The sequence below is a fragment of the Rufibacter sp. DG15C genome, assembly GCF_001577755.1.
Classification (GTDB): Bacteria; Bacteroidota; Bacteroidia; order Cytophagales; family Hymenobacteraceae; genus Nibribacter.
On record NZ_CP010776.1, the window covers coordinates 943,164 to 967,758 of the forward strand.

Genomic DNA, 24,595 nt, shown 5'->3' on the forward strand with positions numbered 1-24,595 from the left:
ATTTTTGAAGCAAACTTAATCACATACCACATGAACTTTCCAGCAGAGCTAAAATACACCAAAGACCACGAGTGGATTAGAATTGAAGGCGACGTAGCCTACGTAGGCATCACAGATTTCGCGCAGCGTGAGCTGGGTGACATTGTGTATGTAGACATTGACACGCTAGACAAGAACGTAGCCAGAGAAGAAGTATTTGGCACCGTTGAGGCCGTGAAAACCGTTTCTGACCTGTTCAGCCCATTGAGCGGCCAGGTAATGGAAATAAACGACAAACTAGACGGCAACCCAGAGCTAGTGAACTCTGACCCGTACGGTGATGGCTGGATGATCAAGATGTCTGTGGACAACACTGCTGAGGTAGCTGATCTACTTTCTGCCGACGCATACAAAGAACTGGTAGGCGCTTAATACTTATTTGGGTGCGTACACGCTATTATGCACCTGCGCTGGGGTGGGCAGTGGTGATCCTGATTGGGACGCTTCTGCCCGCCAACGCGCTTCCTCCCGCCCCTGAGTGGGATTTCCTCACCTTTGACTCGCTGGTGCATGCCCTCCTCTTCGGCACCCAGTTGTTTCTTCTGCTGTGGGCTTTGCATAAAGACCCATCTGTTTCCCTTACTTTTCTTAACATCTCTCTTGCCTTCTTGGCCGTTGTGAGCTTTGGTGTGGGCGTTGAGTTCTTGCAGGGCGCCATGCCCTTTGGCCGGGTGACCAGCCCCGTAGATGCCATCAGTAATGCCGTAGGTGCTTTGTTTGGCTTGGGCTTCTGGTGGCTGATCCGTCGTTTTTAGGCTATTTTCTGAAAAACAGGCCAAAAACGGAAATTGCGTATCTTGTAGCCATGAAACGGCTCCTCTTCTTTCTTCTGGTGTTCAGTGTCTTGCCTGCTTTTGCGCAGGACTTGCAACGCGTGCGGCAAACCATAGCGCACCTAGCCTCACCAGAGATGCACGGCAGAGGCTACGCATTCAAAGGAGACAGCCTGGCCGCTGATTATCTACAGCAACAATACGCTAGCATTGGTCTCAAGCCTTTTGCCGGTTCCTTCCTGCAGCACTTCACCTTGCCGGTCAATATTCTGGACAATCAACTGAGCCTCAAGGTAGACGGGAGAGCTTTAACCCCGGGCGTGGACTTTCTAGCGCATGCCGCCTCGGCCGCGGGCAAGGGAAGCGGATTTGTGTACTCTATTGATACCGTGCTCTTGCAAGACGCCGATGAGGCACAGACCTTTTTGAGTCAGAACCTGCGCAAACAAGTGCTGGTGGTGCGGCAGCGGCACTTCCAGGATCTGATGAACCTACCCGAGCCGTTCAAGAAGCATCTGCAGAAAGCCGCCGCGGTCATTGTCCTGCAATCTGGTAATAAGGTGATGGCCGCGGTGCGCAGCTTCCAATACCCGGTGCCGGTGCTGGAAGTATTGGAAAGCTCCTGGCCGGCCAAAGCAGACAAAGTAGAGTTTGCCGTGGATGCGCGGTTGGAGAAAAACTACCGTAGCCAGAATGTGATTGGGTTTCTGCCCGGCACCAGCAAGCCAGATTCTTTTCTGGTGGTGACGGCGCATTATGACCACGTGGGCCGTATGGGCAAAGAGGTACTTTTCCCGGGTGCGCATGACAACGCCAGTGGAACGGCAATGCTTTTAGAACTGGCTCACTATTACGCCCAACCCCAAAACCGCCCCAAGTATTCAGTTGCGTTTATGGCCTTCGCCGCCGAGGAAGCTGGTTTAGTAGGTTCTGAGTTTTACACGGAGCATCCGCTGTTCCCGCTAGCCAACATTAAAATGCTGGTGAACCTGGACTTGATGAGCACCGGCGAGGAAGGCATGATGGTGGTGAACGGTAGCGTGTTTACCAAGCAGTTCAGCCTGCTCCAGCAACTCAACCAACAGCACCAGTTTCTGCCAACCTTAAAAGTGCGCGGCAAGGCATCCAACTCAGATCATTACTACTTTTCAGAAAAGGGTGTGCCTTCGTTCTTCTTCTATACCCTGGGTGGCACCACCACTGAGTACCATCACCCCAAAGACACCGCCGGCACCTTGCCGTTGACCAAGTTCAAAGAGGTGATTGGCTTGATCCAGGCGTTTTTCAAAGCGCTGTAACGAACGTACCAAATAAGAGCGCCCTCCGTTTTTGGCCTTTTTCCTGGGAAACAGGCCAAAAACGGAGGGCGCTTCAGCGTTCAGTTATCTTGAAACAACCACCCGGCGCACGGTTACGCCTTTCTCTGAGGTTATTCTTAGAAAGTACAACCCGTTAGGCAAGCCACCCAAGTTCACCTGTACTGGTTGACTTTTAGTCGTCTTGGAAACGTTGATGGTTTGCAGTTCTTTGCCTAGCGCATCCAATACCTTCACAGAGGTAATGGCTACTTGGGGCGAGGTAATCTGCACCAGACCAGTGGTGGGGTTAGGGGCTACAGACACCGACTGCAAGGCTATCTCCTCTGCGGTGCCCAAGGCATTGCCATCTACTTTGACATCATCCAAGTAAAGGTTGTTCTCATAGTCAGTGGTGTGCTTAAACTTGATGAGGGCGGTTTTAGCAGCGGCGAAGGCCGACAGGTCAATGGTTTCCAGACGCCATTGCGCGGCGCTGGCGGGTACAAACTCCTCTTCGGTGAAATATGGCGTCACGGTGGTCAAGGCTTGGCCAAACTTGCGGTACACGCGCTGATACGTTTGGCCGCAGTCCGTGGAGACCAGCACTTCCAGCGTGTCTGAGTACCCAGAGCTAGACAGCAAGGAATACGCCAATTGGAACGTCAACCTAGGAGCCCCGCGCGAAGCCAAGTCCAAGGGCGGCAATACCAGTTCATCTACTGGCCCATTCGCCTCGTACTCCTTATTCTGCATATACGCTGATGCCTTGCCAATAAACGCTGCTTTTGTGGTGCGCTGCCAGGTCAAATCCTCTTGGAAGTTGTTTACGCGCCAGCCCGCCGGCGGGAAGGTGGTACTCTCAAAGCTTTCCTGCAGCGGCAAGGCGTTTCCTTGCACTTGAAAATTTGTAAGAATGGTGTTATTGCCAGCGTTTCCGTCTGTGGTTTGCCCGTTGCTAGAAAGAAGGGTGACGGTCAAAGTATGCGCGCCTGCCGTGACGGCTTGCGTAGGCAAGGTCACTTCCTGCGTCTGGAACGAGGCCAGGTTTCCCGTCCAAGTGAACGTCTGCGCTGGGCCGTTGTCTATGGCGTATTGTAGTTGCACGCTGGTCAGCGTTGAAGTGCCACGATTACGCAGATACACCACCGGCGCCACACTGGTATTGCAAACAATGGCAGTAGGCACTTTAAACCCAATTAAGGCGCCATCTAAGGCAGGCACTTGCGGCGCAACACAGCCAATTGAAGACAACAAACTGATTCTGGAGGAGTTGAGCACAGACTGCATCACCGTTTTCTGGCCCGTGGTGAACAGGTTCATGCAGGCATCATTGGTGTAGTCCATGTAGTTCATGAACATGTCACTGGTATTGCTGCAACTGGCCTTGGGAAAGGTGGGGCAGCCGGTGTTTTCTTCTTCCTGGGTGGGCGTGTCCAGCACCTCATCATCGCCGCAGCTTTCATCTCCCCAGATATGGAACAGGTTGAGCCAATGGCCCACTTCATGGGTGGTAGTCCGGCCTAAATTGTATGGCCGTAACGCAGTACCCGTTGTCCCGAAGTATTGGTAGTCAATCACTACGCCATCCGTAGCCGCTGGTCCAGCATTAGGAAACTGCGCGTAGCCCAGAATATTGGCACTGCTGGCAAAATTGACCACCCAGATGTTCAGGTATTTCTTGCTGTCCCAAGCACTTTTTCCGCCCAGGCCGTCAAACTTCATGGAGTCAGAGAGGCCGGCAAATTGCTTTACAGCGGTGCTGGTTCTAGTGATGCCGTTGGTAGGCTCGCCGTTGGGGTCCTGCTTGGCCAGACAGAACTCTATCTCGGCATCGGCGGCCACGCCTTGGAACAAAGCCGGCGTCTTGTTGGCGTCTGCGTTCAAGCGTCTGAAATCTTTGTTCAAGACATCCAACTGGGATTGTACTTGCGCCTCTGTAATGTTCTGCGAACTGGTATTGTAGACCACATGCACCACCACCGGGATGGTCACCACCTGCCCTAAGACCGGTTTGCCATCCAGTTGCTTGTAGTCTAGGCGGTTTGTGTTTCTGGCTTGCTGTTTCAGTTGCGCGCGCAGGCCCGGCCGGCTTTTCTCCAGCTGCTGCACATACTCCATGGTGGCACAGGCGCGGGTTTGAGCGAAAATTTCGCCCACAGTCATGCCTAAAAGACAAACAAGGACCAGTAGTTTTTGAAGCATGCGGGCGTTTTTAGGCTATTTTCCAGAAAACAGGGCAAAACTGAAAAAGGCTTACAGAATGTTATTCAGCTGTTCTTTAATCTTCTCCAGTTCCTCTTTCATCTCTACCACCAAGTGTTGAATGGTAGAGTCATTGGCTTTGGACCCGATGGTGTTGATCTCGCGGCCTATCTCCTGAGAGATGAAAGCTAGTTTCTTGCCCGTTGGTTCCGGCAGGTAGACGGTCTCTGTGAAATAATGCAAGTGATTGATCAGGCGCACCTTCTCCTCGGCTATGTCCAGCTTCTCAATGTAATAAATCATCTCCTGCTCAAAGCGGTTCTGGTTGAAAGACTCAGAAGAGCTCAACTCTTGCATATGGCCTTGGATGCGGGTCTTGATCTGCTCTACGCGGCTAGGATCATGCTTCTCCACTTCGGCTAGCAGGATTCTGATGCGGTCTATGTAGGAGATGATCTCATTGGTGAGTGCCTTTCCTTCATCCGTTCTGAACACCACCAATTTGTCAATGGCCTCTAACAGCAAAGGTGTCACCTGCTCCCAGTTCAGGTCTTCGGTTTTATCTTCTACGGCGTCTGCCTGCATCACTTCTGGCATGTGCAATGCCAGCCTGAACAAATCCGGCGACTTGGCGCCCATGTTCAAGGCGGCCACTTCCAGCTCTTTGTAGTAGGTCTGCAGCAGTTCTGTGTTGATGCGGCTACGGCCCGCGGCGGCTCTGTTTCTAGACACCTCCACAGACAGATTCACCTTGCCGCGCACCAGGCTCTTGCTGATGATGTTTCTGATTTCCAGCTCTTTGTCTGACAGGCTGCGCGGCAACCGCACGCTCAGGTCCATGGACTTAGAGTTCAGTGACTTAATTTCTACGCAAACGGTAAATGATTCGGTCTCTAACTGCGCGGACCCAAACCCTGTCATTGATTGTAGCATAACCTCTTCTGGAAAAAGTATTTAAAAGGTAAAAATACAAAAATATCCCCATTCTGACGTTGATAAGATAAGGAGTGAACATTGGCCGTTTTCTGGCTGTTCTAGCTTAGTATTTTCTTTATCTTTGAGCCATGAAATTTGGAGTTGTCGTTTTCCCGGGGTCCAACTGTGACCAAGATGTAATTGATGCTCTGCGCCAGACCACGGAGCAGGAAGTTGTACGGCTGTGGCACAAAGACCATGACCTGCAGAACTGTGACTTTATAGTCTTGCCGGGTGGCTTCTCTTACGGAGACTACCTGCGTTCTGGTGCCATTGCCCGCTTCTCGCCTATCATGCAGGAGGTGATCAAGTTTGCTAACAGCGGCGGCTACGTGTGGGGCATTTGCAACGGCTTCCAGATCTTGACAGAGGCCGGTTTGTTGCCAGGCGCCTTGCTGCGCAACAACAGCCAGAAGTTCATCTGCCAGAACGTGTACATCACGCCAGAGAACACGGACTTATTGCCAACCTCTTTATTAGAGCCCGGCAAAGCCTATAAAATTCCGATTGCGCACGGCGAGGGACGGTTCCACGCTGATGCAGACACCCTAAAGCAATTACAGGACAACGGCCAGATCATGTTCCGGTACTGTGACGCCAACGGCAAAGTGACGGAGGCCACCAACTGCAACGGAAGCGCCAACAACATTGCGGGCATATCTAACGCGGGCAAGAATGTATTTGGCATGATGCCGCACCCAGAAAGAGCGGTAGATGCTGAGTTGAACAACACAGACGGGCGCTTGATGTTTGAGGCCTTGCTGCAGACGGTAAAAGCGTAATCATACAGATATTTTATAAAGCAGAAAGGGCTTCTCTATCCAATAGAGAAGCCCTTTCTGCTTTAGTCGTTTTTGGCCTGTTTTCTTGAAAACAGCCCGAAAACGAGTTTAGAAGTCATAGCCCATGGAAAAGTAAAGTTTAGGTCCTTCGCGTACGTAGTCTTTTTCGCCCCAGGCAATGTCAAACCGGCCATACACGCCCAGCAAGGTGGTTCTTACGCCGCCGCCGTAGCCAAACATGAACGGGTTCCTGAAGTTGCGCACAATCACCTCAAACGGCGGACGCGGCACGGGTTGGGTATTGACCGAGTTGTCTTCACTGAACGGGTTGCCCGAGTTATAAGCGGTACCTGCGTCAAAGAAACCGGTTAGCTGCAGGTTCCTGAAAAAGCCTGAGTTGATGGGTCCTTCAAACAGGTACTGGAAGACCGGTAGACGCAGTTCAGAGTTCCAGAGCACATACCGTGAGCCGTTGCGCGCATTGTAATTAAAGCCGCGCATAGGCGTAGCATAATCCAAGTAGAAGAAATCAGCCACATCACCGGTAGGATTGCCGTTGTTGTCATAAATGGGCGTTACGTCTTCTGTGGCGTTGAGCCAGTTGTCTACCCCACCCAACAAGTATTTCTTAGGTGCCGGCCCGAAGGAATGACCATAACTTACGCGGTTGGCCCAGATAAACTCTTTGTGGATTTTCTGGTAATGGCGCAGGTCTGCGTAAAACTTCCCGAAACCTTCGCTCTTGTTGCCCATACCGTACATGCGCGTCACCCCTACTTTCATGCGGGTGCCTTCGCGCATGTTCATGCCTATCACCACAGAATTGTCAAACACCAATTCGCCGCCAATACCGGCAAAGTCCAGCACCGCATCTGGCACAGAGAAATTCTCAATGACGGTATAGCGTATGTTGGCGTAACGCGGCAATACTTTCACACTGATGGCGTGCGTCAAAGGATAACTGAAGGCCGGCAGAATCTCATGTTTGGAGAGCCTTCTGATGGCAAATTGGTTATCAATGAAGACGCTCTGCTTCTGGTACCCAATGCGGTAGTCGTAGCGGTTTTTGAGGTTGGAATACTCGGCGTAAAAGTTGGTGGTCTTTAGGTCTGTAAGGGCAAACACGCCGCCTCTAATGCGGTAGTCCTCAAACAAATCAGCCATGCCCACTTCCATCACAAACCCGAAGCCCAGCAACGGATCTGCATATACAGAAGAGATGATGTTGTTCACTCCAAACCGCAAGTCATAGGCTCTGGACCTACGCAAGTCTAATGAATCTGGCGGGCCCAACGCTAACACGGATCTTTGCTTGGCGGGCTGCGTGACTGGTGGCGCCGGCGGAGGAGTAGCTGCACTGTCTGTTACGGCCAGCGCAGAGTCTGGCACTTGCACATTGGCCAAAGAATCTAATCTGGCTTTGGCAGCCTGTATGGCGGCTAAGCGGTCTGCTTCTTGTTGAGCCCGGCGTTGTAAGTGTGCCTCCAGTACGCGCTGGCGCTCTGTCTTGAACTCTGTATTTGGAACCGGTGTCAAGGCCTGGCTTTGGTAGAGGAACGGATATTCTTTAGCGCGGTCCAAGGCCACGAAGGCCAGGTTGCCCGTACCAGCATGGTAGTCAAAGGCTTTGATGTTCTGCCCAAAGTTAGACACCCGTTTAATGACCCCATTGCTAATGTTGTGGCGGTACAAAGACCTAATTCCTGATTCTTCGCCCACATAGACTAACTCCTCAGCAGAAATACCTCTGGGCATCTCTTCTTTAGACGGTGTGGAGCTCAATTGCCAGAACCTTTGGATGGTGGCCGTGGGGTCATACAAGAAGATGTCAAAGTTGTTGTTGGTGTTGGCAAACTTGCCTTGGGCCGCCTGCAAAGAATCTGCCATGCGGTTAGAGCTGAAGACTATTTTACCAGTGGTGCCCGGCAAGAAAGAAGGCTGCAGGTCATCATACACGTCATTGGTAAGTTGCTGAGACAATCGACTGCCCCTGAACAGGAACAAGTCTGTCTTGTTGTTCCTGACGGCACTCATCACCATCATTTGCCCGTCATCTGAGTAGTCAAACCCGGTCATTTGGCTGTAGGCGCTCAGGTTGAGCTCATTATTGGCACCGCCCAGCAACCGTTTAGCAGAGGCAATAGACCTAAAATACCGTTTACTGGCAGACTGTTGGTGCAGCTTTAAGGCGCCTTTTCTGTAGTCAGAAATACCAATGACGGTCTCAGACTTCCAGGCGAGCATGGGCACCGAGCGGTCTGTCTGCTGGTTAGGCACTTTGTAGCCGCCGCGGTAGATGAGCTTTTGGCTGCCGCGGTCAATGTCCCGCACAAACACCTTGTACGCGCCGCGGTCATACATCACGTAGGCCAGTTGCTTGCCACTAGGGCTGAACACCGGCTCTGAGAATTGGTAGTTGCGGGCGTTGATTTTTCTGAGGCGGTGGTCTTTGTCTGCCGTAGCCAGCTGCCCTTCTGTGAAGGAGTTCATCTGCAGGTAATAGCCAAACCAGTTTTTCTCAAACTGCTTGAACGGCATGTTCAAGCTGCTGGCAATGCCAATCTCAATGTCTCTGGTGATGCGGGTAAGGTTGAGGATGTTCTGGATGGCCGCAGGTCCGTGCCGCTCGGTGATGTAGTTCCAGATGGCTTGACCGGTCAACCGCTGATTGCGGGCAAACAGCGGGTCTGCGCGTCTGCCTCCGGTTTTGAGGATCATGTCCCGCACGTAGTTGTCCATCTCCACGCTCCAGCCTTCAGAAATATAGGCGGCGGCGCCAGACACAAACCAGTCTGGCAGGCGCAAAAGGTAATTGCTTTGGATGACTTCTTTCAGGCTGCCGCCATACATCATGTCAGAGATCAAGAGCTCAGAGATGCGGTAGCTGATGTGGCGCTTTAATTCGGCTTGTGAGCCTTCATAGGGCACCTCTATCTTGGTTTTGATGAACATGGCGTCATTGCCGCCTTTGTATGGGTCATCTACCAGCCCAATGTTGCTCTGCTTTAAGTCAGAGACGGAGTTATAGACAATGAGGGTAATTTTAGAATAAGGATAGTAGCCAATAAGGGACGTGATGCGCTTGAGCTCCTTCTCGGCGTGCTCGGCGGCGTGCTGGGCCAGTTCTGTGCCGCCTTGGGCGTAGTACACATTGAAGTTGGGCGTGCTGTAATATTGCCAGGCAAACCGTTTGTACTGGATGCGGTTCTTCCCGAAATCATCTGGACTGGTAGCCTGCGCTTGGGCGTTGAAGGCACTGCCGGCACCCAGCAACATCAGGCACACCTGACAGATAATCTCGAAGCGAGTAGAACGTTGACTCATATGGTTGACTTAGATGCTAAATATAAAGGAAAATACCGGGCAATGTCTACCTCCTTCCAAAGCGGCTCCTGCCCTTTTAAATACGTAATCAACTGCTGTGCCAGCAAGGGGGCCATCAAAACGCCTTTAGACCCCATGCCATTGAACACCGCCAACTGCGGTAATTCTGGATGAATGCCCACCAAAGGCTTACGGTCCCTGACGGCGGGCCGTATTCCTACATACTGTGTTGTGACCTGCAAAGGTTTCTTTATAATATCCTTTGTTTTGTGGACCAGCTCCTCTAACCCTTCTGGCGTGGTAACTTCCTCTAAGTCACGCCAGTTGTAGGTAGCGCCAATGCGATAGTTTTCTTCTCCTAAAGGAACAACGTAAACGGCTTTGTTATAGATATAAGGCGCATCAAATCCTTTGACGGAAATGTCCAGGATCTCGCCTTTGTTTAAAGAAAACGGCAACCAATTGAAGTACGGATTTTTGACCGCGCCGGCTCCCTCACAGAAGATGATTTTTTTAGCCTGCACGTCCTGGTATTTCACCCCGTCTGGTAGCAGTTCTAGTTGTGAGAAATCAAAGGCTTCTCTTCTGATGGCTTGCCGTTGGGCCAAGGCCTCTTCCCGTAGCTGCAGAAACTTACGCAACTCCACATATCCGCCCTGCTTGATGAGCAGTCCGCCCAGTTCCTGGTGCACGTCTTCTGAGGGTGGTAACTGCAGGTGCGTGGCTTCAATGTAGTCATCCCAAATGGCCTCCGCTGATTTGCCCATCCAGGTGTTTTGTTCTTCTGGCGTGGAGAACAGTTTTAAGATGGGTTTCTGATGGAAGAAGGGTGTATTGAACACCTGAGATTGCGCTTGGTAGAATTGCTTGGCCTCGGGCAGAAAAGCGTCTACCTGCCAGCTTTTGGCAAATCGTTTTCCGGCCACGGGGTTGATGAGACCGGCCGCCACCCGTGAGGCGGCGTTGGGTTTATTGACGTCCAACACCATCACTGTTTTTGCGTTCTTTTCCAGAAAGCAGGTCAAAATCGCGCCGGCCAGGCCGTGGCCTACTACCAAGTAATCATAAATCATATGCCAAGGTACGGCTTGTGCCGCTGAAATCTGTAACTTAGCCCCTTCAAAATGTGCGCAGGCACCTTCTGTTATGCAAATCAAGAGCTTTACGTTTAATCCTTTCTCTGAGAACACCTACGTGTTGTATGATGCCACCAAAGAATGCGTGGTGGTGGACCCCGGCTGCTCTAATGCCCAAGAGGAAAAAGAACTGAAGGACTACATCCAGACGCAGGGATTAAAAGTAGTACGCTTGCTCAATACTCATTGCCACATTGATCACGTGCTGGGCAACAAGTTTGTGGCAGATACTTACGGCGTTCCGCTAGAGATTCATGAAAACGATCTAGCCGTGCTGCGCGCCGTGCCTACTTACTCTGCCGCCTATGGCTTCCCGATGTACGCAGAGCAGCTACCCGAGAAATTCCTGAAAGAAGGCGAAGCCGTGAAATTTGGCGAGACCGAACTGGAAGTGATTTTTGCGCCGGGCCATGCACCGGGACATGTGGTGTTATACCACTCAGCCTCCAAGAACCTGATTGGCGGTGATGTGCTTTTCCAGCGCAGCATTGGCCGCACAGACTTGCCCGGCGGAAACTACGAGACGCTCATCCAAAGCATAAAAACCAAACTCTTCACCCTGCCAGACGATGTAACCGTACATTCGGGGCACGGACCCACCACCACTATTGGCGAAGAGAAAAAACATAATCCGTTTTTGACCTAGTTTCCAGAAAACAAGCCAAAAACGACCACCAGCCTTACAGCACATGAAAAAACACCTTCCTAATTTTATCACCTGCCTGAACCTGCTCTGCGGCTGTCTGGCCATTACGTTTGTTTTTCAGGGGCAGTTAGTGGGCGCCGCTTATTTGGTGGCCCTGGCGGTGTTCTTTGATTTCTGGGATGGCATGGTGGCGCGCATCTTGCACGTGCACTCAGAGATTGGCAAGCAGCTAGACTCCCTAGCCGACATGGTGTCTTTTGGCGTGGTGCCAGGAATGGTCATGTTCAAGCTGTTAGAGAAAAGCGTGCAGTCTGGCTATTTCGGGTTGACCTTAGACACCTTGCTGCCTTTTGCCGGTTTTATCTTGACGGTTTTCTCTGCCCTGCGCTTGGCTAAATTCAACCTGGACACGCGCCAGACAGACTCATTTATTGGGGTACCTACGCCAACCAACACCATGCTCATTGTGAGCTTCCCCTTGATCCTCGCTTTTGACACCTACGGGCTCACGCCCATCATCCTAAACCCTTGGTTCTTGCTGGGCATCACCGTTCTGTTCTCGTATTTGCTTATTGCCGAGCTGCCCTTGTTCGCGCTTAAGTTCAAAAACCTTAAATGGGAAGGCAACCAGATCCGTTTTATCTTCATGATCTTGACCATAGTGTTGCTGGCTTGGCTTAACTTTACTGCGGTTCCCTTACTAGTGGCCATCTATATTTTGTTATCGCTTATAAAACCTTCTTCCATATGAAATTCACTGCCGAGATTGACATCATGCCTCATGCTGAATTATTAGACCCTCAAGGAAAAGCCGTGATGCTGGGCCTGGAGCATTTGGGACTAGAGCAAGTGTCTGATGTGCGCATTGGAAAGCACATTAAACTGCAACTTGAGGCGCAGGACGAGGCGGCCGCTGCCCAGAAAGTAGAAGAGGCTTGCAAGAAACTGTTGGCCAACATGATTATGGAGTCGTTTTCTTACCGTCTCACAGCAAACTAAGCAGACCGTTCTGTTGCCAACCGCCCCTATCTGGCTGAACCTATGCTATATGGGCTGTGTTGCGGAGTGAATACCTTTACCCCGCGTACATGCACCTGTTTAGAAACCTACTGATAGGCCTTTGCCTTTGGGTGTTCCCTGCTGCGGCTGTTTTTGCCCAACAGGAGGAAACCCGTACCATTACTTGGCGCGACAAACCCGCCACTGGTACCACGGGCAAATCTATTTCTACAATACCCACTTTTGAGGAAGCCTCCTACCATCAACCGGGAGCGCTTCCTTTTTATGTTTTTACCATACCCGGCGTTGCCGTTTCCTCATTTGAGTTTACGCACCTGGAATTTGCGCCTGTAGCGTCGTCGTTTTTGGCCTCTTTTCCTAAAAACAGCCTAAAAACGGACATCACGCCGCAGGTGGGCACGGGTACGTCTAACCGACAAACTCACAGCACCGTCTCCTTCCAGCCGTATAGGTTGAACTCGCAGACGGGCGCAGTGGAGCGGCTGGTGACGTTTAGCTATAAGTATAGAACAGGCAATCCTCCTGCACCGGCCAGCAGAAAAACAGGTACTACTCCGCAGCCCTTAAGAAGCCACGTGACCCGGTCGGTGCTGAGCTCTGGGGATTGGTATAAGATTGGGGTGCCTGCTACGGGCATGTACAAACTGGACCGCGCCGCCTTGCAAAGCATGGGGGTAAACGTGCAAAACCTCAACCCTAGGTTCTTGCGTCTCTTTGGCAACGGCGGCGGCATGCTACCCCAAGCCAACAGCGCTCCCAGACCCGACGACTTAACGGAGAATGCCGTCTGGGTAGAAGGTCAGCAAGATGGTTCTTTTGACGCTAGTGACTACCTGCTTTTCTATGGCGAAGGCCCACATACCTGGGCGGTAAACACCAGCGGCGGTGCACCATTTGTGCATGCCAAAAACCTATTCAGTGACACTACTTACTACTATTTGACTATTGGCCCCACCGAAGGGAAACGAGTGGCTTCCAGAGCTTCTGTACCGGGCTCTTATCCGGTGGTATCTAGTTTTGATGAGCGCTGGCACCATGAGTTAGACAGCAAGAACATGATTCAGTCTGGCAGGGAGTGGTACGGGGAGGAATTCAATGCTTTTACGCAGCAGTCTCCTTTCACTTTCTCTGCTTCTGATTTGGTGCCAGGCAGCACGGTATACCTCTCCTCTGCCGTGATGGGAAGTTCTCCGGAGGCCTCATCTTTTAAAGTCGCTTTGAACGGCACTGCCCTAGGCGATCATGTCATGCAAGGATATGATGCTGGAGATGCCTACCATGAGGCGGGGTTTAATAATTTCAAAGTCTTCGCGCAACCGCTCAACAGCCTCATGTATTCAGGTGACTTGGCGGTTTCTTATGTTTTTCAGCCGGGAAGAAGTTCGTCGGCGGTGGGCTATCTGAATTACTTCTCCTTGTTCGCGCAGCGGCAACTAAAGCTGTATGGATCGCAAACTGCCTTTAGGTCTTTGGCCAGTATACAGCAACCGGTCACTACCTACCAAATCGCAAACGCATCTGCTTCAACACAAATCTGGGATGTGACCAACGCCTTGGAACCGGTACAGCAGCTTTTTACCGCTGGTCAGTTTTCGGTGCCTAGTACAGAACTGCGGGAATTCATTGCGTTCACGGGCAACAGCTTCCCAACCCCGGCTTTCATAGGAAAGATAACCAACCAAAACCTGCATAGCCTTAATACGGGAGCGGACCTGGACTTGGTGATTTTAGCGCCGCCCGCTTTCCTAGCCCAGGCGCAACGCTTGGCCGCGCATAGACGCTCCCGGAACAGTTTGCAGGTGGAAGTGGTCTCGTTGCCGCAGGTTTTTGAGGAGTTTGCCTCGGGCCAGCGGGACTGGACGGCCATCCGGGATTTTATGAGCATGTTGTATGAGCGCAGCCAAAAACAAGGCGAGGAACAATTGAACCTGCTTCTGCTAGGTGATGCTACCTATGATCCTCGTTTTAGAACCGCCTCCACTTCGCAGTTTGTGCCAATCTATCAGTCTAGGGAATCCCTGCACCCCGTGTTCTCTTATTCTTCAGATGACTACTTCGGGTTATTAGACGCGCACGAGGGCGAATGGTCTGAGACCAATTTCTCTCTCCAGGAAATGCTGGACATTGGCATTGGCCGGCTGCCCGCCAAGACCTCTGCAGAGGCGGATCTGCTAGTGGATAAGATTCTCAAATATGAGAGTGATGCCTCTAAAGGGAATTGGCGGAACAAGTTGGTTTTTTTAGCAGATGATGGTGAGGCGAACGAGCATCTTGGGGATGCTGAGAACCTGTCTGCCTACATGGAGAAGAACCACCCGGAATACCTCACTGAGAAGCTTTACTTAGACTTGTACCCGCAGATTTCGGTGCCCAATGGCAAACGGTCGCCGGCTACTAACAAAGCCTTGCAAGACGCCATTGAAAAAGGAGCTTTGCTAGTGAATTACACGGGACACGGCAATGAGGTGAGTTTGGCAGATGAGCAGATTTTGACCATCAATGAGATTCTGGCCTGGAAGAACCCAGATAAGCTTACGTTTTTATTGACGGCTACTTGTGAGATTGGTCGGTATGATGATCCCAGAAGAAACTCAGGGGCAGAGACGGCTTTGCTGCACCCCGATGGCGGGGCCGTTGGCCTGCTAACCACTACCCGGCCAGTGTACTCAGACGGTAACCGTAAATTGAACACAAGTTTCTTTCAAGCTGCTTTTACACCCTTGCCGTCTGGTGCCATGCCCACATTAGGGTACCTGACGCGCTATACCAAAAACAACAGCTTGTCTCAGGTGAACAACCGCAACTTCGCGCTGCTAGGAGATCCAACCATGCGTCTAGCCTATCCTAACTTAAAAGTAGCGGTGACCGAAGTAAACGACAAGCCTGTTGCCTCAGCCACAACAGATACCTTGCACGCCTTGTCTAAAGTAGTATTAAAAGGCCAGGTAACTGATGCCCAACAACAGGTAGTTACTAGCTTTCAAGGCAAGGTGCATGTGTCTGTGTATGATAAACCTTCTACCGTTTCCACCTTAGGCGACCAAGACCCTGTGCGTAAAGTAACAGTCCGGGAAAACCTTTTATATGATGGAGTAGCCAGTGTGCAGAATGGGCTCTTCCAGATTACGTTTGTGGTACCCAAAGACATTAATTATCAGATTGGGTTAGGAAGCGTCAACTTGTATGCCCTTTCTTCTTCTACTGACGGCAATGGAGCTACGTTTGTACCTGTAGGTGGCGCAGATGTTAATACAGTGGCGGACAACTCCCTTCCCCAAATACAACTGTACATGAATGATGAGTCTTTTGTATCTGGGGGGACAACAGCCACAGATGCGATCTTACTGGCCCATCTGTCTGATGAGAACGGTATCAATACTGCCGGTGCTGGCATTGGGCATGAAATCACCGCTATCTTAGATGACAAGGCCTCTGACCCTTTAGTGTTGAATGACTTCTACACGGCAGATATTGATAGCTACCAGGCAGGAAAAGTCCGGTATTCACTAAAGAATTTAAGCCCTGGTCCCCATTCATTGCAGTTGAAGGCTTGGGACACGCATAACAATTCGGCTACGGCTCGTATAGAGTTCGTAGTGGCGTCTTCTGAGAAACTGGCGCTAAATCATGTTCTCAACATTCCCAATCCTTTTTTAGAGAAAACTACTTTCCATTTTGACCATAATAGAAACGGTCAGGAATTAGATATACTTATTCAAATATTTACCGTATCTGGTATATTAGTTAAAACGCTTCATGGTACTAGTACGGGAGGCAGCCATTTTTCTGATCTTACTTGGGATGGTAGAGATGATTATAATGGTAAATTAGCCAAAGGAGTATATATTTATAAGGTGAATGTCCGTTCTCAGGTAGATGGGGCCTCCACCTCCAAATTCGAAAAACTAGTCTTACTAAAATAACCAGCCACGCTATACCAACCTTTACCACATGAATCATATAACGTTCAAGTCTACCTTGATTTGTTTTCTACTAGTGGCCGCCTCTGGCCTTTCTGCGTTGGGTCAGAACTCTATCGGTCAGAATGTAGAAAACTACAGGCCTATCACCACAGCTGTTCCTATTTTATTAGTTGCACCAGATGCCAGAGCAGCCGGTATGGGTGATGCGGGAGTTGCCACCTCGCCAGACGCGAACAGTCCTTATTGGAACCCGGCTAAACTAGGGTTCCTTGAGTCTGATTTTGAAGCCTCTCTTTCTTACACTCCCTGGTTAGGAGAAATTGTAAATGACATGTACCTGGCCTACCTGTCTGGCCATAAAAGGCTAACACCTAATTCATCCATAGCGGTCTCCTTGATGTATTTTGACTTAGGCGAGATTGTCTTTTCACAGACGGGTACTGACCAGCAGCCTTTCAATCCAAAAGAATATGCAGTAAATGTGTCTTATGGTCAGAAACTGAGCGAAAACCTAAGTTTAGGCGTGGGCGCGAAATACATTAGATCCAATTTGGCTGGTAATACCAATGTAGTAAACCCAAGCGGCAATTATGAATCACAACCAGGTAACTCAGCAGCAGTAGATTTGGGTATCTATTACACCAATGATTTAACCTTAGGCGGTAAAAACCTTAACCTTGCCCTAGGCGGAAACATTTCCAATCTAGGTGCTAAAATCTCCTACAGCACAGCCGGTAGAAAAGACTTTCTGCCTACCAACTTACGCTTAGGAACAGCATTAACCTATGAGTTAGACCCATACAATAAAATCACATTGGCCATTGACGGGAACAAATTGCTGGTTCCATATTCTGCACCAGAAGATGCTTCGTCTAATGACCAAACAAATGTATTCTCCGGAATCTTCAAATCCTTTAACGATGCCCCAGGTGGCGCAAGTGAGGAATTCAAGGAAATTACACTGTCAACTGGTTTAGAGTATTGGTATGACAATATCTTTGCAGCCAGAACCGGTTATTTCTATGAGAATGACTTGAAGGGGGGCCGACGGTATTTGACGATGGGCTTAGGATTAAGGTACCAACAATTTGGTCTTGACGCCGCTTACTTAATACCGAACGAACAAAATAACCCCCTTTCGAAAACGATCCGTTTCTCGCTTCATTTTAAATTTGACGGGCAAGAATAATCTATATGAGTTTAAACCGTTCAGTAGCACCACTTCTTCTTGATAGTGCTGACATACCCTTACTAGTACCAGAAGTAATTCCAATCTCCAAAGGAACTACTCTCCATATCGCCCACAACACAATTCAACCCATCGTACGGGTTGAATTTGTTTTTAAAGCCGGTAAGTGGTACCAACCAAAAGCCGCGGTTGCCTCATTAACGGCTAAAATGCTTTTAGAAGGGACATTCAAAAAGAACGCAAGACAAATAGCTGAGCTAGCCGACTTCTATGGAGCCACGCTGGATGTGTCACATGGATTTGACAGATCCACCGTCACGCTTTACTGTTTGTCTAAGTTCTTGCCAGATCTCTTGCCGCTACTTTTTGAAGTTATTCAAGAGCCATCTTTTCCAGAGCATGAACTTATTCTCCTAAAGCAACGCCTAATCCAGGCGCTATCTGTTGATAAACAAAAGAATGGCTATTTAGCGTCTGAAGCTTACTCAATAAAGCTTTATGGTCTAAACCATCCCTATACCACATTCATCTCAGAAGATGAAATCAACGCAGTTACTTTAGAAGAGGTCAATGATTTCCATCGTTCACATTACAACCTTGGCGAGGTCCAAGTATTTGTGACAGGTGACATTAGTTTAACTACTAAAAACCTCTTACAACATGCACTACAAACTGACTTAAGAAGTAGAGTAGAAGAAAATAGAAGAAATAACACTATACATGCACTTCAACAAGAAAGTGAGGCTCACACAAAGGTAGCAACAAAGAATAATTTACAGGCGGCTATACGCATAGGAAACGAAGTGATATCACCGTCGCACAGTGACTTTCCTGGGTTATACTTTACAACTCATTTGTTAGGAGGATATTTTGGTTCTAGACTTATGAAAAACATAAGGGAAGACAAAGGATATACTTATGGTATTTATGCTTCACTTTCTACTAAAGAAAACAGCACCACCTTTACAATAGGTACAGAAGTTAAAGGGGATAAATCCGTAGAGACACTAAAAGAAATAGAATTAGAGCTAGGCAGATTAAAAGAAGAACCTATTCAAGAAGAGGAAATGCGTACTGTAATAAAACACTTAAGCGGTAAGTTTATTTCAGATGAAGCAACATTATTTGACCAAATGGATAGATACAAGTCTACTGTGTTTCTTAAACTCCCAACAGATCATTATCATTCCTTAGTCAAGGAGTTCTTAAACATGACGCCCTCAACTGTGAATGAAATAGCGAATAAATATTTAAGAATAGAAAAGTTATTAACTGTGATAGCTGGAGGTCTATAAACAAAAAAGCAATTACCCCATAATAAAAGAGGGGCTCAGTATTTAACACTGAGCCCCTCTTTTATTACCATCATTTCTAATACCCATTGACGCCTGCTCCGATCTACCCCCAATTCCCCTGAAAAGCAAGGGGGGCCTTGTAAACGCAAGAATCCCGCCCCGGCATGACGCTGGGGCGGGATTCCATAATGGGGTTGGCGGCTACCTACTCTCCCGCGTGTGACCGCAGTACCATCGGCTCGGCGGGGCTTAACTTCTCTGTTCGGAATGGGAAGAGGTGGACACCCGCGACATAGCCACCATTGTCGTCGGCCTCTCGGCCTAATGGGGTTGGGGAGTGTTGTTTGTCATATTGGGTTGAGAGAGAACTTTTGCTAGGGTACGCGCCGGTGCGCGGAAGCCTTCGGGCAATTAGTACGGCTCGGCTGTGGTATTCCTACCTTTACACCTGCCGCCTATCGACGTGGTAGTCTCCCACGGCCCTTGAAAGATATCTCATCTTGGGGTGAGTTTCGCACTTAGATGCTTTCAGCGCTTATCTCATCCGAGCGTAGCTACCCTGCGCTGCAGCTGGCGCCACAACAGGTCCACCAGAGGCTCGTCCATCCCGGTCCTCTCGTACTAAGGACAGGTCCCCTCAAATATCTAACGCCCACTACAGATAGGGACCGAACTGTCTCACGACGTTCTGAACCCAGCTCGCGTGCCACTTTAATGAGCGAACAGCTCAACCCTTGGGACCTTCTCCAGCCCCAGGACGTGACGAGCCGACATCGAGGTGCCAAACCTCCCCGTCGATATGAGCTCTTGGGGGAGATCAGCCTGTTATCCCCGGCGTACCTTTTATCCTTTGAGCGATGGCCCTTCCATGCGGAACCACCGGATCACTATATCCGCCTTTCGGCCCTGCTCGGCTTGTGGGCCTCACAGTCAAGCACCCTTCTGCTATTGCGCTCTGCGCACGGTTACCAAGCGTGCTGAGGGTACCTTTGAAAGCCTCCGTTACTCTTTTGGAGGCGACCACCCCAGTCAAACTACCCACCAAACACTGTCTCCCGCATTGGAGATTAGGCTCCAAGTAACTCAAGGGTGGTATTTCAACGCTGCCTAACCGACGCCTGGCGACGCCGGATCACAGGCTCCCACCTATCCTACACATGAGTTACCCAGAGTCAATGTTAAGCTATAGTAAAGGTGCACGGGGTCTTTCCGTCCCGTAGCGGGTACTCGGCATCTTCACCGAGACTACAATTTCACCGAGCTCACGGCTGAGACAGCGCCCAGATCGTTACACCATTCGTGCAGGTCGGAACTTACCCGACAAGGAATTTCGCTACCTTAGGACCGTTATAGTTACGGCCGCCGTTTACCGGGGCTTCGATTCAGAGCTTCGCCTTGCGGCTAACCCCCCCTCTTAACCTTCCGGCACCGGGCAGGTGTCAGGCCTTATACCTCATCTTTCGATTTCGCAAAGCCATGTGTTTTTGTTAAACAGTCGCCTGGGCCTTTTCACTGCGGCTTCTCCAATTGCTTGGAGGAAGCGCCCCTTCTCCCGAAGTTACAGGGCCATTTTGCCGAGTTCCTTGGCCGTGATTCACTCGAGCACCTTAGGATTCTCTCCTCGACTACCTGTGTCGGATTGCGGTACGGGTAGCGTAACCTTGAACGCTTAGCGGGTTTTCTTGGGAGCATGATTAGGGCCGCTATCCCCTCGCCCGGGGGCTTGGGGTACTATCGCATTTCAGCAGGTCCGGCGTACTTGACTACCGGTCCTATACCTACGTGCTTCAACCTGGTATTCCGTCACCAGGCGGGCCTTTCACTTCTCCGTCACCGCATCACTGGGTTACGCTAGTACTGGAATATTAACCAGTTGTCCATCGACTTGTGCTTTCGCCTCCGCCTTAGGACCCGACTAACCCTGATCCGATTAGCGTTGATCAGGAAACCTTAGTCTTTCGGTGTGCGGGTTTCTCGCCCGCATTATCGTTACTTATGCCTACATTTGCTTTTCCCTACGCTCCAGCGCCCATGACCAGGCGCCTTCACCGCAGAAGGGAATGCTCCCCTACCACTGTACATAGTACAATCCGCAGCTTCGGTAATATGCTTGATGCCCGATTATTATCGATGCCCTGTCGCTCGACCAGTGAGCTGTTACGCACTCTTTAAATGAATGGCTGCTTCCAAGCCAACATCCTGGCTGTCTAGGCAACTGGACCTCCTTTGTTCAACTTAGCATATATTTAGGGACCTTAGCTGGCGGTCTGGGTTCTTTCCCTCTCGGCCTGGGACCTTAGCACCCCAAGCCTCACTGCCGAGTATGTCTCATGGCATTCGGAGTTCGTCAGGATTCGGTAGGATTTGACTCCCCCTAGTCCTATCGGTAGCTCTACCTCCATGAGACTCCACCTCGACGCTGCCCCTAAAGGCATTTCGGGGAGTACGAGCTATTTCTCAGTTTGATTGGCCTTTCACCCCTACCCTCAGGTCATCCAAAAGCTTTTCAACGCTAACTGGTTCGGACCTCCATTGCGTGTTACCGCAACTTCATCCTGCCCAAGGGTAGATCACAAAGTTTCGCGTCTACCCCCCCTGACTGTGCGCCCTGTTCAGACTCGCTTTCGCTGCGGCTCCGCGTCTTGAGACGCTTAACCTTGCCAGGGAGGAGTAACTCGTAGGCTCATTATGCAAAAGGCACGCCGTCACCCCACTAAAGGGCTCCGACCGCTTGTAGGCGCATGGTTTCAGGTTCTATTTCACCCCCCTATTCGGGGTACTTTTCACCTTTCCCTCACGGTACTGGTTCACTATCGGTCTCTCAGGAGTATTTAGCCTTACCGGATGGTACCGGTGGATTCAGACGGGATTTCTCTGGTCCCGCCCTACTCAGGATACCACTAGGGCCAAGAACTATACGCTGACGGGGCTATCACCCTCTGCGGCGCGCCTTCCCAGGCGCTTAAGCTTCTTTTCTTGGTCCCACGTCGTGGTCCTACAACCCCAAGGTCGCCGTAACGACCCTGGTTTGGGCTCTTCCGCGTTCGCTCGCCACTACTTGCGGAATCATTGTTATTTTCTCTTCCTCCGGGTACTTAGATGTTTCAGTTCCCCGGGTTCGCCCACCCGAAGGTGTGACAGGTCTTCAACCTGCCGGGTTTCCCCATTCGGACATCCGCGGATCGACTGGTATGTGCCCATCCCCGCGGCTTATCGCAGCTTATCGCGTCCTTCTTCGCCTCTGAGAGCCAAGGCATCCCCCATACGCCCTTCTTAACTTCCTAGCGCCTGAGGCCTAAGCCTCGGCGCGTACTCTAGTTTGTTTTCTCTCTTCCCAATATGTCAAAGAACCTCCCCGCCTCCGGGACCCGTACAAGTACAGTCCCCTCGGGCATGTGCGGCATCCACCCTTCCGGTGCATGCCTTGAATCTGTCAGTCGCGCCGCGACTCTGTCGGAGTGTGGAGAATAACGGAGTCGAACCGTTGACCTCCTGCGTGCAAAGCAGGCGCTCTAGCCAGCTGAGCTAATCCCCCAAGATCTTTAGAGTGGGCCTGCGTGGACTCGAACCACGGACCTCTACATTATCAGTGTAGCGCTCTAACCACCTGAGCTACAAGCCCAGTGAACTGGGCCTCCGCACGCTTCCTGACGAGTGCTGATGCTGATGTTTGTAAGCGTAATTAAGTAGGGGGGGATAGGAAAAGTAAAGCGGGCCGCGGAGGCGGCGTCTCCAGAAAGGAGGTGATCCAGCCGCACCTTCCGGTACGGCTACCTTGTTACGACTTAGCCCCAGTTACCAGTTTTACCCTAAGCGGCTCCTTTGACGGTTACCGCCTTCAGGTCTCCCTGACTTCCATGGCTTGACGGGCGGTGTGTACAAGGCCCGGGAACGTATTCACCGCGTCATTGCTGATACGCGATTACTAGCGATTCCAGCTTCACGAAGTCGAGTTGCAGACTTCGATCCGAACTGAGAGCGGCTTTTTGAGATTGGCATCCTGTCACCAGGTAGCGACCCTCTGTACCGCCCATTGTAGCACGTGTGTAGCCCTAGGCGTAAGGGCCATGATGACTTGACGTCGTCCCCGCCTTCCTCACTCCTTGCGGAGGCAGTCCCTTTAGAGTCCCCACCGTTACGTGCTGGCAACTAAAGGTAGGGGTTGCGCTCGTTGCGGGACTTAACCCAACACCTCACGGCACGAGCTGACGACAGCCATGCAGCACCTTGCTTTGTGCCCCGAAGGGAAGTACCGTCTCCGGTACCGTCACGCGCATTCTAGCCTAGGTAAGGTTCCTCGCGTATCATCGAATTAAACCACATGCTCCACCGCTTGTGCGGGCCCCCGTCAATTCCTTTGAGTTTCACCCTTGCGGGCGTACTCCCCAGGTGGATTACTTAACGCTTTCGCTAAGACGCCGACGGTCTATCGCCGACATCGAGTAATCATCGTTTACGGCGTGGACTACCAGGGTATCTAATCCTGTTCGCTCCCCACGCTTTCGTGCCTCAGCGTCAGTTACAGCCTAGTAAGCTGCCTACGCAATCGGTGTTCTTGAAGATATCTAAGCATTTCACCGCTACATCTTCAATTCCGCCTACCTCGTCTGTACTCAAGCCCCCCAGTATCAATGGCAGTTCCGCGGTTGAGCCGCGGGCTTTCACCACTGACTTAAGGGGCCGCCTACGCACCCTTTAAACCCAATAAATCCGGACAACGCTTGCACCCTCCGTATTACCGCGGCTGCTGGCACGGAGTTAGCCGGTGCTTATTCCCCAGGTACCGTCAGTTCCCCACGCATGGGTGTTTTCTTCCCTGGTAAAAGCAGTTTACAACCCAGAAGGCCTTCATCCTGCACGCGGCATGGCTGGGTCAGGCTTCCGCCCATTGCCCAATATTCCCTACTGCTGCCTCCCGTAGGAGTCTGGCCCGTATCTCAGTGCCAGTGTGGGGGACCGTCCTCTCAGAACCCCTAGCCATCGTAGCCTTGGTGGGCCGTTACCCCGCCAACTAGCTAATGGCACGCATGCCCATCTCCAACCGATAAATCTTTAACCCTCTTCAGATGCCATCGAAGGGTGTTATGCGGTATTAATCCGGATTTCTCCGGGCTATCCCCCAGTTGAAGGTAGGTTGCATACGCGTTACGCACCCGTGCGCCACTGGTGCATTGCTGCACCCGTTCGACTTGCATGTATTAGGCCTGCCGCTAGCGTTCATCCTGAGCCAGGATCAAACTCTCCATTGTAGTAGATTGTCTGACTGGTCTCAATTACTTTAATAATAAAGACAGTCGGTAGTTTTGTAAAGACCGACCGCCCTCGCTTGAACCTCACTTCTCACTCCGATGACTGAACATCCTGAGTGCTTTTCCTATCTTATCCCATCTACTCAAAGAACTTCCCACCGGGCTTTCCCCGGTGACTGCAGAGCGACTTTTCACTCTGTATGTTTCTGTGTGCCAGTTGATTCGGCGTGCTGCAAAGGTCCGAAGTTTCATTTAAACTTCCAAATAATCTTTTCAGCTTTTTTCTTCTTTTTTTCCCTCAGCCCTTTCGACCGAGAACCCTTCTGGAAGGGAGTGCAAAGGTAAGAAGAATCTTCGTTTCCGCAATACCCGCAGCGATTTTTTCTCTTTTTTTTCCTCCGCCCATCCAGCGGAAGACCCTCTTTTCGGAAGGGAGTGCAAAGGTAGCAAACTTACCCTAGTCTGCAACACCCTGCGGATATTTTTTTTTACTTTCCCCTCCGCCCTTTCGGCGGAAGGCCCCTCTTTTCAGAAGGGAGTGCAAAGGTAGGAAGGCTTTTCAGACTTTCAAAACGCCGCGCGAGGTTTTTTTTTAAGCTTGTTTGCCTCCCCGTCCGGAAGGCCCCCTTGTTGATCGGGAGTGCAAAGGTACGAGGATTCCCCGGGAAGGCAAGCGGGGACGGCGAAGGTTTAACGGCGTCCCGCCCAAGTGCCTGAGACGGAACGGGAAAGGTTTTCCAGGGC

14 protein-coding genes, 2 tRNA genes and 3 rRNA genes are annotated in these 24,595 nt (G+C 50.9%); 10 read left to right on the forward strand and 9 right to left on the reverse strand.

All coding sequences use genetic code 11. The annotated features are described in order from the left end of the window. Positions 1–30: 30 nt before the first annotated feature. Genes gcvH through TH61_RS03920 form a run of 3 tightly spaced genes read left to right on the forward strand, consistent with a single transcriptional unit; the run spans position 31 to position 2,110 of the window. Positions 31–411 carry a glycine cleavage system protein GcvH gene (gcvH, locus tag TH61_RS03910; RefSeq protein WP_066506131.1) on the forward strand — a complete coding sequence of 127 codons (381 nt, stop codon included), beginning with the start codon at positions 31–33 and terminating at the stop codon, positions 409–411. An 11-nt stretch (positions 412–422) separates the two neighbouring features. Then, positions 423–794: a VanZ family protein gene (locus TH61_RS03915; RefSeq protein WP_066506133.1), complete on the forward strand. Its 372-nt coding sequence runs from the start codon at positions 423–425 to the stop codon at positions 792–794. A gap of 50 nt (positions 795–844) precedes the next feature. Further along, on the forward strand, positions 845–2,110 hold the full coding sequence (locus tag TH61_RS03920; protein ID WP_066506134.1) for a M28 family metallopeptidase: 1,266 nt from the start codon (positions 845–847) through the stop codon (positions 2,108–2,110). Positions 2,111–2,194: 84 nt separating this feature from the next. On the opposite strand, the gene TH61_RS18445 is transcribed toward TH61_RS03920, so the two are convergent. After that, the gene (locus TH61_RS18445) at positions 2,195–4,312 is read right to left on the reverse strand and encodes a choice-of-anchor J domain-containing protein (RefSeq protein WP_082780291.1); all 2,118 of its coding nucleotides are present in this window, start codon (positions 4,310–4,312) and stop codon (positions 2,195–2,197) included. Between the two features lie 51 nt (positions 4,313–4,363). Further along, entirely contained in the window at positions 4,364–5,245 is an 882-nt protein-coding gene (locus TH61_RS03930; protein WP_066506145.1) for a YicC/YloC family endoribonuclease, read from the reverse strand. Positions 5,246–5,376: 131 nt separating this feature from the next. Here TH61_RS03930 and purQ point away from each other — a divergent pair, with 131 nt between their 5' ends. Next, positions 5,377–6,069 carry a phosphoribosylformylglycinamidine synthase subunit PurQ gene (gene purQ / locus TH61_RS03935; protein WP_066506146.1) on the forward strand — a complete coding sequence of 231 codons (693 nt, stop codon included), beginning with the start codon at positions 5,377–5,379 and terminating at the stop codon, positions 6,067–6,069. Between the two features lie 108 nt (positions 6,070–6,177). On the opposite strand, the gene TH61_RS03940 is transcribed toward purQ, so the two are convergent. Continuing rightward, positions 6,178–9,393, reverse strand: a complete 3,216-nt coding sequence (locus TH61_RS03940) for a hypothetical protein (protein ID WP_157600546.1) — start codon at positions 9,391–9,393, stop codon at positions 6,178–6,180. Then, positions 9,390–10,466 carry an FAD-binding oxidoreductase gene (locus TH61_RS03945; RefSeq protein WP_066506148.1) on the reverse strand — a complete coding sequence of 359 codons (1,077 nt, stop codon included), beginning with the start codon at positions 10,464–10,466 and terminating at the stop codon, positions 9,390–9,392. Before TH61_RS03945 ends, TH61_RS03940 begins: the two co-directional genes overlap by 4 nt. Before the next feature lie 73 nt (positions 10,467–10,539). Between TH61_RS03945 and TH61_RS03950 the strand changes: the two genes are divergently transcribed. From TH61_RS03950 to TH61_RS03975, 6 genes are all read left to right on the forward strand, one after another. Then, positions 10,540–11,175: an MBL fold metallo-hydrolase gene (locus TH61_RS03950; RefSeq protein WP_066506150.1), complete on the forward strand. Its 636-nt coding sequence runs from the start codon at positions 10,540–10,542 to the stop codon at positions 11,173–11,175. A 43-nt stretch (positions 11,176–11,218) separates the two neighbouring features. Then, positions 11,219–11,926, forward strand: a complete 708-nt coding sequence (gene pssA, locus TH61_RS03955) for a CDP-diacylglycerol--serine O-phosphatidyltransferase (RefSeq protein WP_066506153.1) — start codon at positions 11,219–11,221, stop codon at positions 11,924–11,926. Further along, entirely contained in the window at positions 11,923–12,174 is a 252-nt protein-coding gene (gene purS / locus TH61_RS03960; protein WP_066506154.1) for a phosphoribosylformylglycinamidine synthase subunit PurS, read from the forward strand. Before pssA ends, purS begins: the two co-directional genes overlap by 4 nt. Before the next feature lie 89 nt (positions 12,175–12,263). Further along, a complete protein-coding gene (porU, locus tag TH61_RS03965; protein ID WP_066506156.1) occupies positions 12,264–16,118 on the forward strand; it encodes a type IX secretion system sortase PorU in 3,855 nt (1,284 codons plus the stop codon). Between the two features lie 28 nt (positions 16,119–16,146). Continuing rightward, positions 16,147–17,307 carry a type IX secretion system outer membrane channel protein PorV gene (porV, locus tag TH61_RS03970; protein WP_066506158.1) on the forward strand — a complete coding sequence of 387 codons (1,161 nt, stop codon included), beginning with the start codon at positions 16,147–16,149 and terminating at the stop codon, positions 17,305–17,307. Positions 17,308–17,312: 5 nt separating this feature from the next. Continuing rightward, the gene (locus tag TH61_RS03975; RefSeq protein WP_066506160.1) at positions 17,313–18,602 is read left to right on the forward strand and encodes a pitrilysin family protein; all 1,290 of its coding nucleotides are present in this window, start codon (positions 17,313–17,315) and stop codon (positions 18,600–18,602) included. A 192-nt stretch (positions 18,603–18,794) separates the two neighbouring features. On the opposite strand, the gene rrf is transcribed toward TH61_RS03975, so the two are convergent. From rrf to TH61_RS04000, 5 genes are all read right to left on the reverse strand, one after another. Beyond that, a 5S ribosomal RNA gene (rrf, locus tag TH61_RS03980) occupies positions 18,795–18,906 on the reverse strand. An 87-nt stretch (positions 18,907–18,993) separates the two neighbouring features. Continuing rightward, positions 18,994–21,886 (reverse strand): 23S ribosomal RNA (locus TH61_RS03985). A 177-nt stretch (positions 21,887–22,063) separates the two neighbouring features. After that, positions 22,064–22,137, reverse strand: a tRNA-Ala gene (locus tag TH61_RS03990). A 13-nt stretch (positions 22,138–22,150) separates the two neighbouring features. Continuing rightward, positions 22,151–22,224 (reverse strand) — tRNA-Ile (locus TH61_RS03995). A gap of 114 nt (positions 22,225–22,338) precedes the next feature. Then, positions 22,339–23,851, reverse strand: a 16S ribosomal RNA gene (locus TH61_RS04000). The 16S, 23S and 5S rRNA genes sit together here with 2 tRNA genes alongside, the layout of an rRNA operon. Between the last annotated feature and the right edge of the window lie 744 nt (positions 23,852–24,595).

Bases quoted from the DNA above. Each gene is read 5' to 3' on its own strand.
- gcvH (WP_066506131.1), top strand. From the start codon at position 31: ATGAACTTTCCAGCAGAGCTAAAATACACCAAAGACCACGAGTGGATT.
- TH61_RS03920 (WP_066506134.1), top strand. From the start codon at position 845: ATGAAACGGCTCCTCTTCTTTCTTCTGGTGTTCAGTGTCTTGCCTGCT.
- TH61_RS18445 (WP_082780291.1), bottom strand. From the start codon at position 4,312: ATGCTTCAAAAACTACTGGTCCTTGTTTGTCTTTTAGGCATGACTGTG.
- TH61_RS03930 (WP_066506145.1), bottom strand. From the start codon at position 5,245: ATGCTACAATCAATGACAGGGTTTGGGTCCGCGCAGTTAGAGACCGAA.
- purQ (WP_066506146.1), top strand. From the start codon at position 5,377: ATGAAATTTGGAGTTGTCGTTTTCCCGGGGTCCAACTGTGACCAAGAT.
- TH61_RS03940 (WP_157600546.1), bottom strand. From the start codon at position 9,393: ATGAGTCAACGTTCTACTCGCTTCGAGATTATCTGTCAGGTGTGCCTG.
- TH61_RS03945 (WP_066506148.1), bottom strand. From the start codon at position 10,466: ATGATTTATGATTACTTGGTAGTAGGCCACGGCCTGGCCGGCGCGATT.
- TH61_RS03950 (WP_066506150.1), top strand. From the start codon at position 10,540: ATGCAAATCAAGAGCTTTACGTTTAATCCTTTCTCTGAGAACACCTAC.
- pssA (WP_066506153.1), top strand. From the start codon at position 11,219: ATGAAAAAACACCTTCCTAATTTTATCACCTGCCTGAACCTGCTCTGC.
- purS (WP_066506154.1), top strand. From the start codon at position 11,923: ATGAAATTCACTGCCGAGATTGACATCATGCCTCATGCTGAATTATTA.
- porU (WP_066506156.1), top strand. From the start codon at position 12,264: ATGCACCTGTTTAGAAACCTACTGATAGGCCTTTGCCTTTGGGTGTTC.
- porV (WP_066506158.1), top strand. From the start codon at position 16,147: ATGAATCATATAACGTTCAAGTCTACCTTGATTTGTTTTCTACTAGTG.
- TH61_RS03975 (WP_066506160.1), top strand. From the start codon at position 17,313: ATGAGTTTAAACCGTTCAGTAGCACCACTTCTTCTTGATAGTGCTGAC.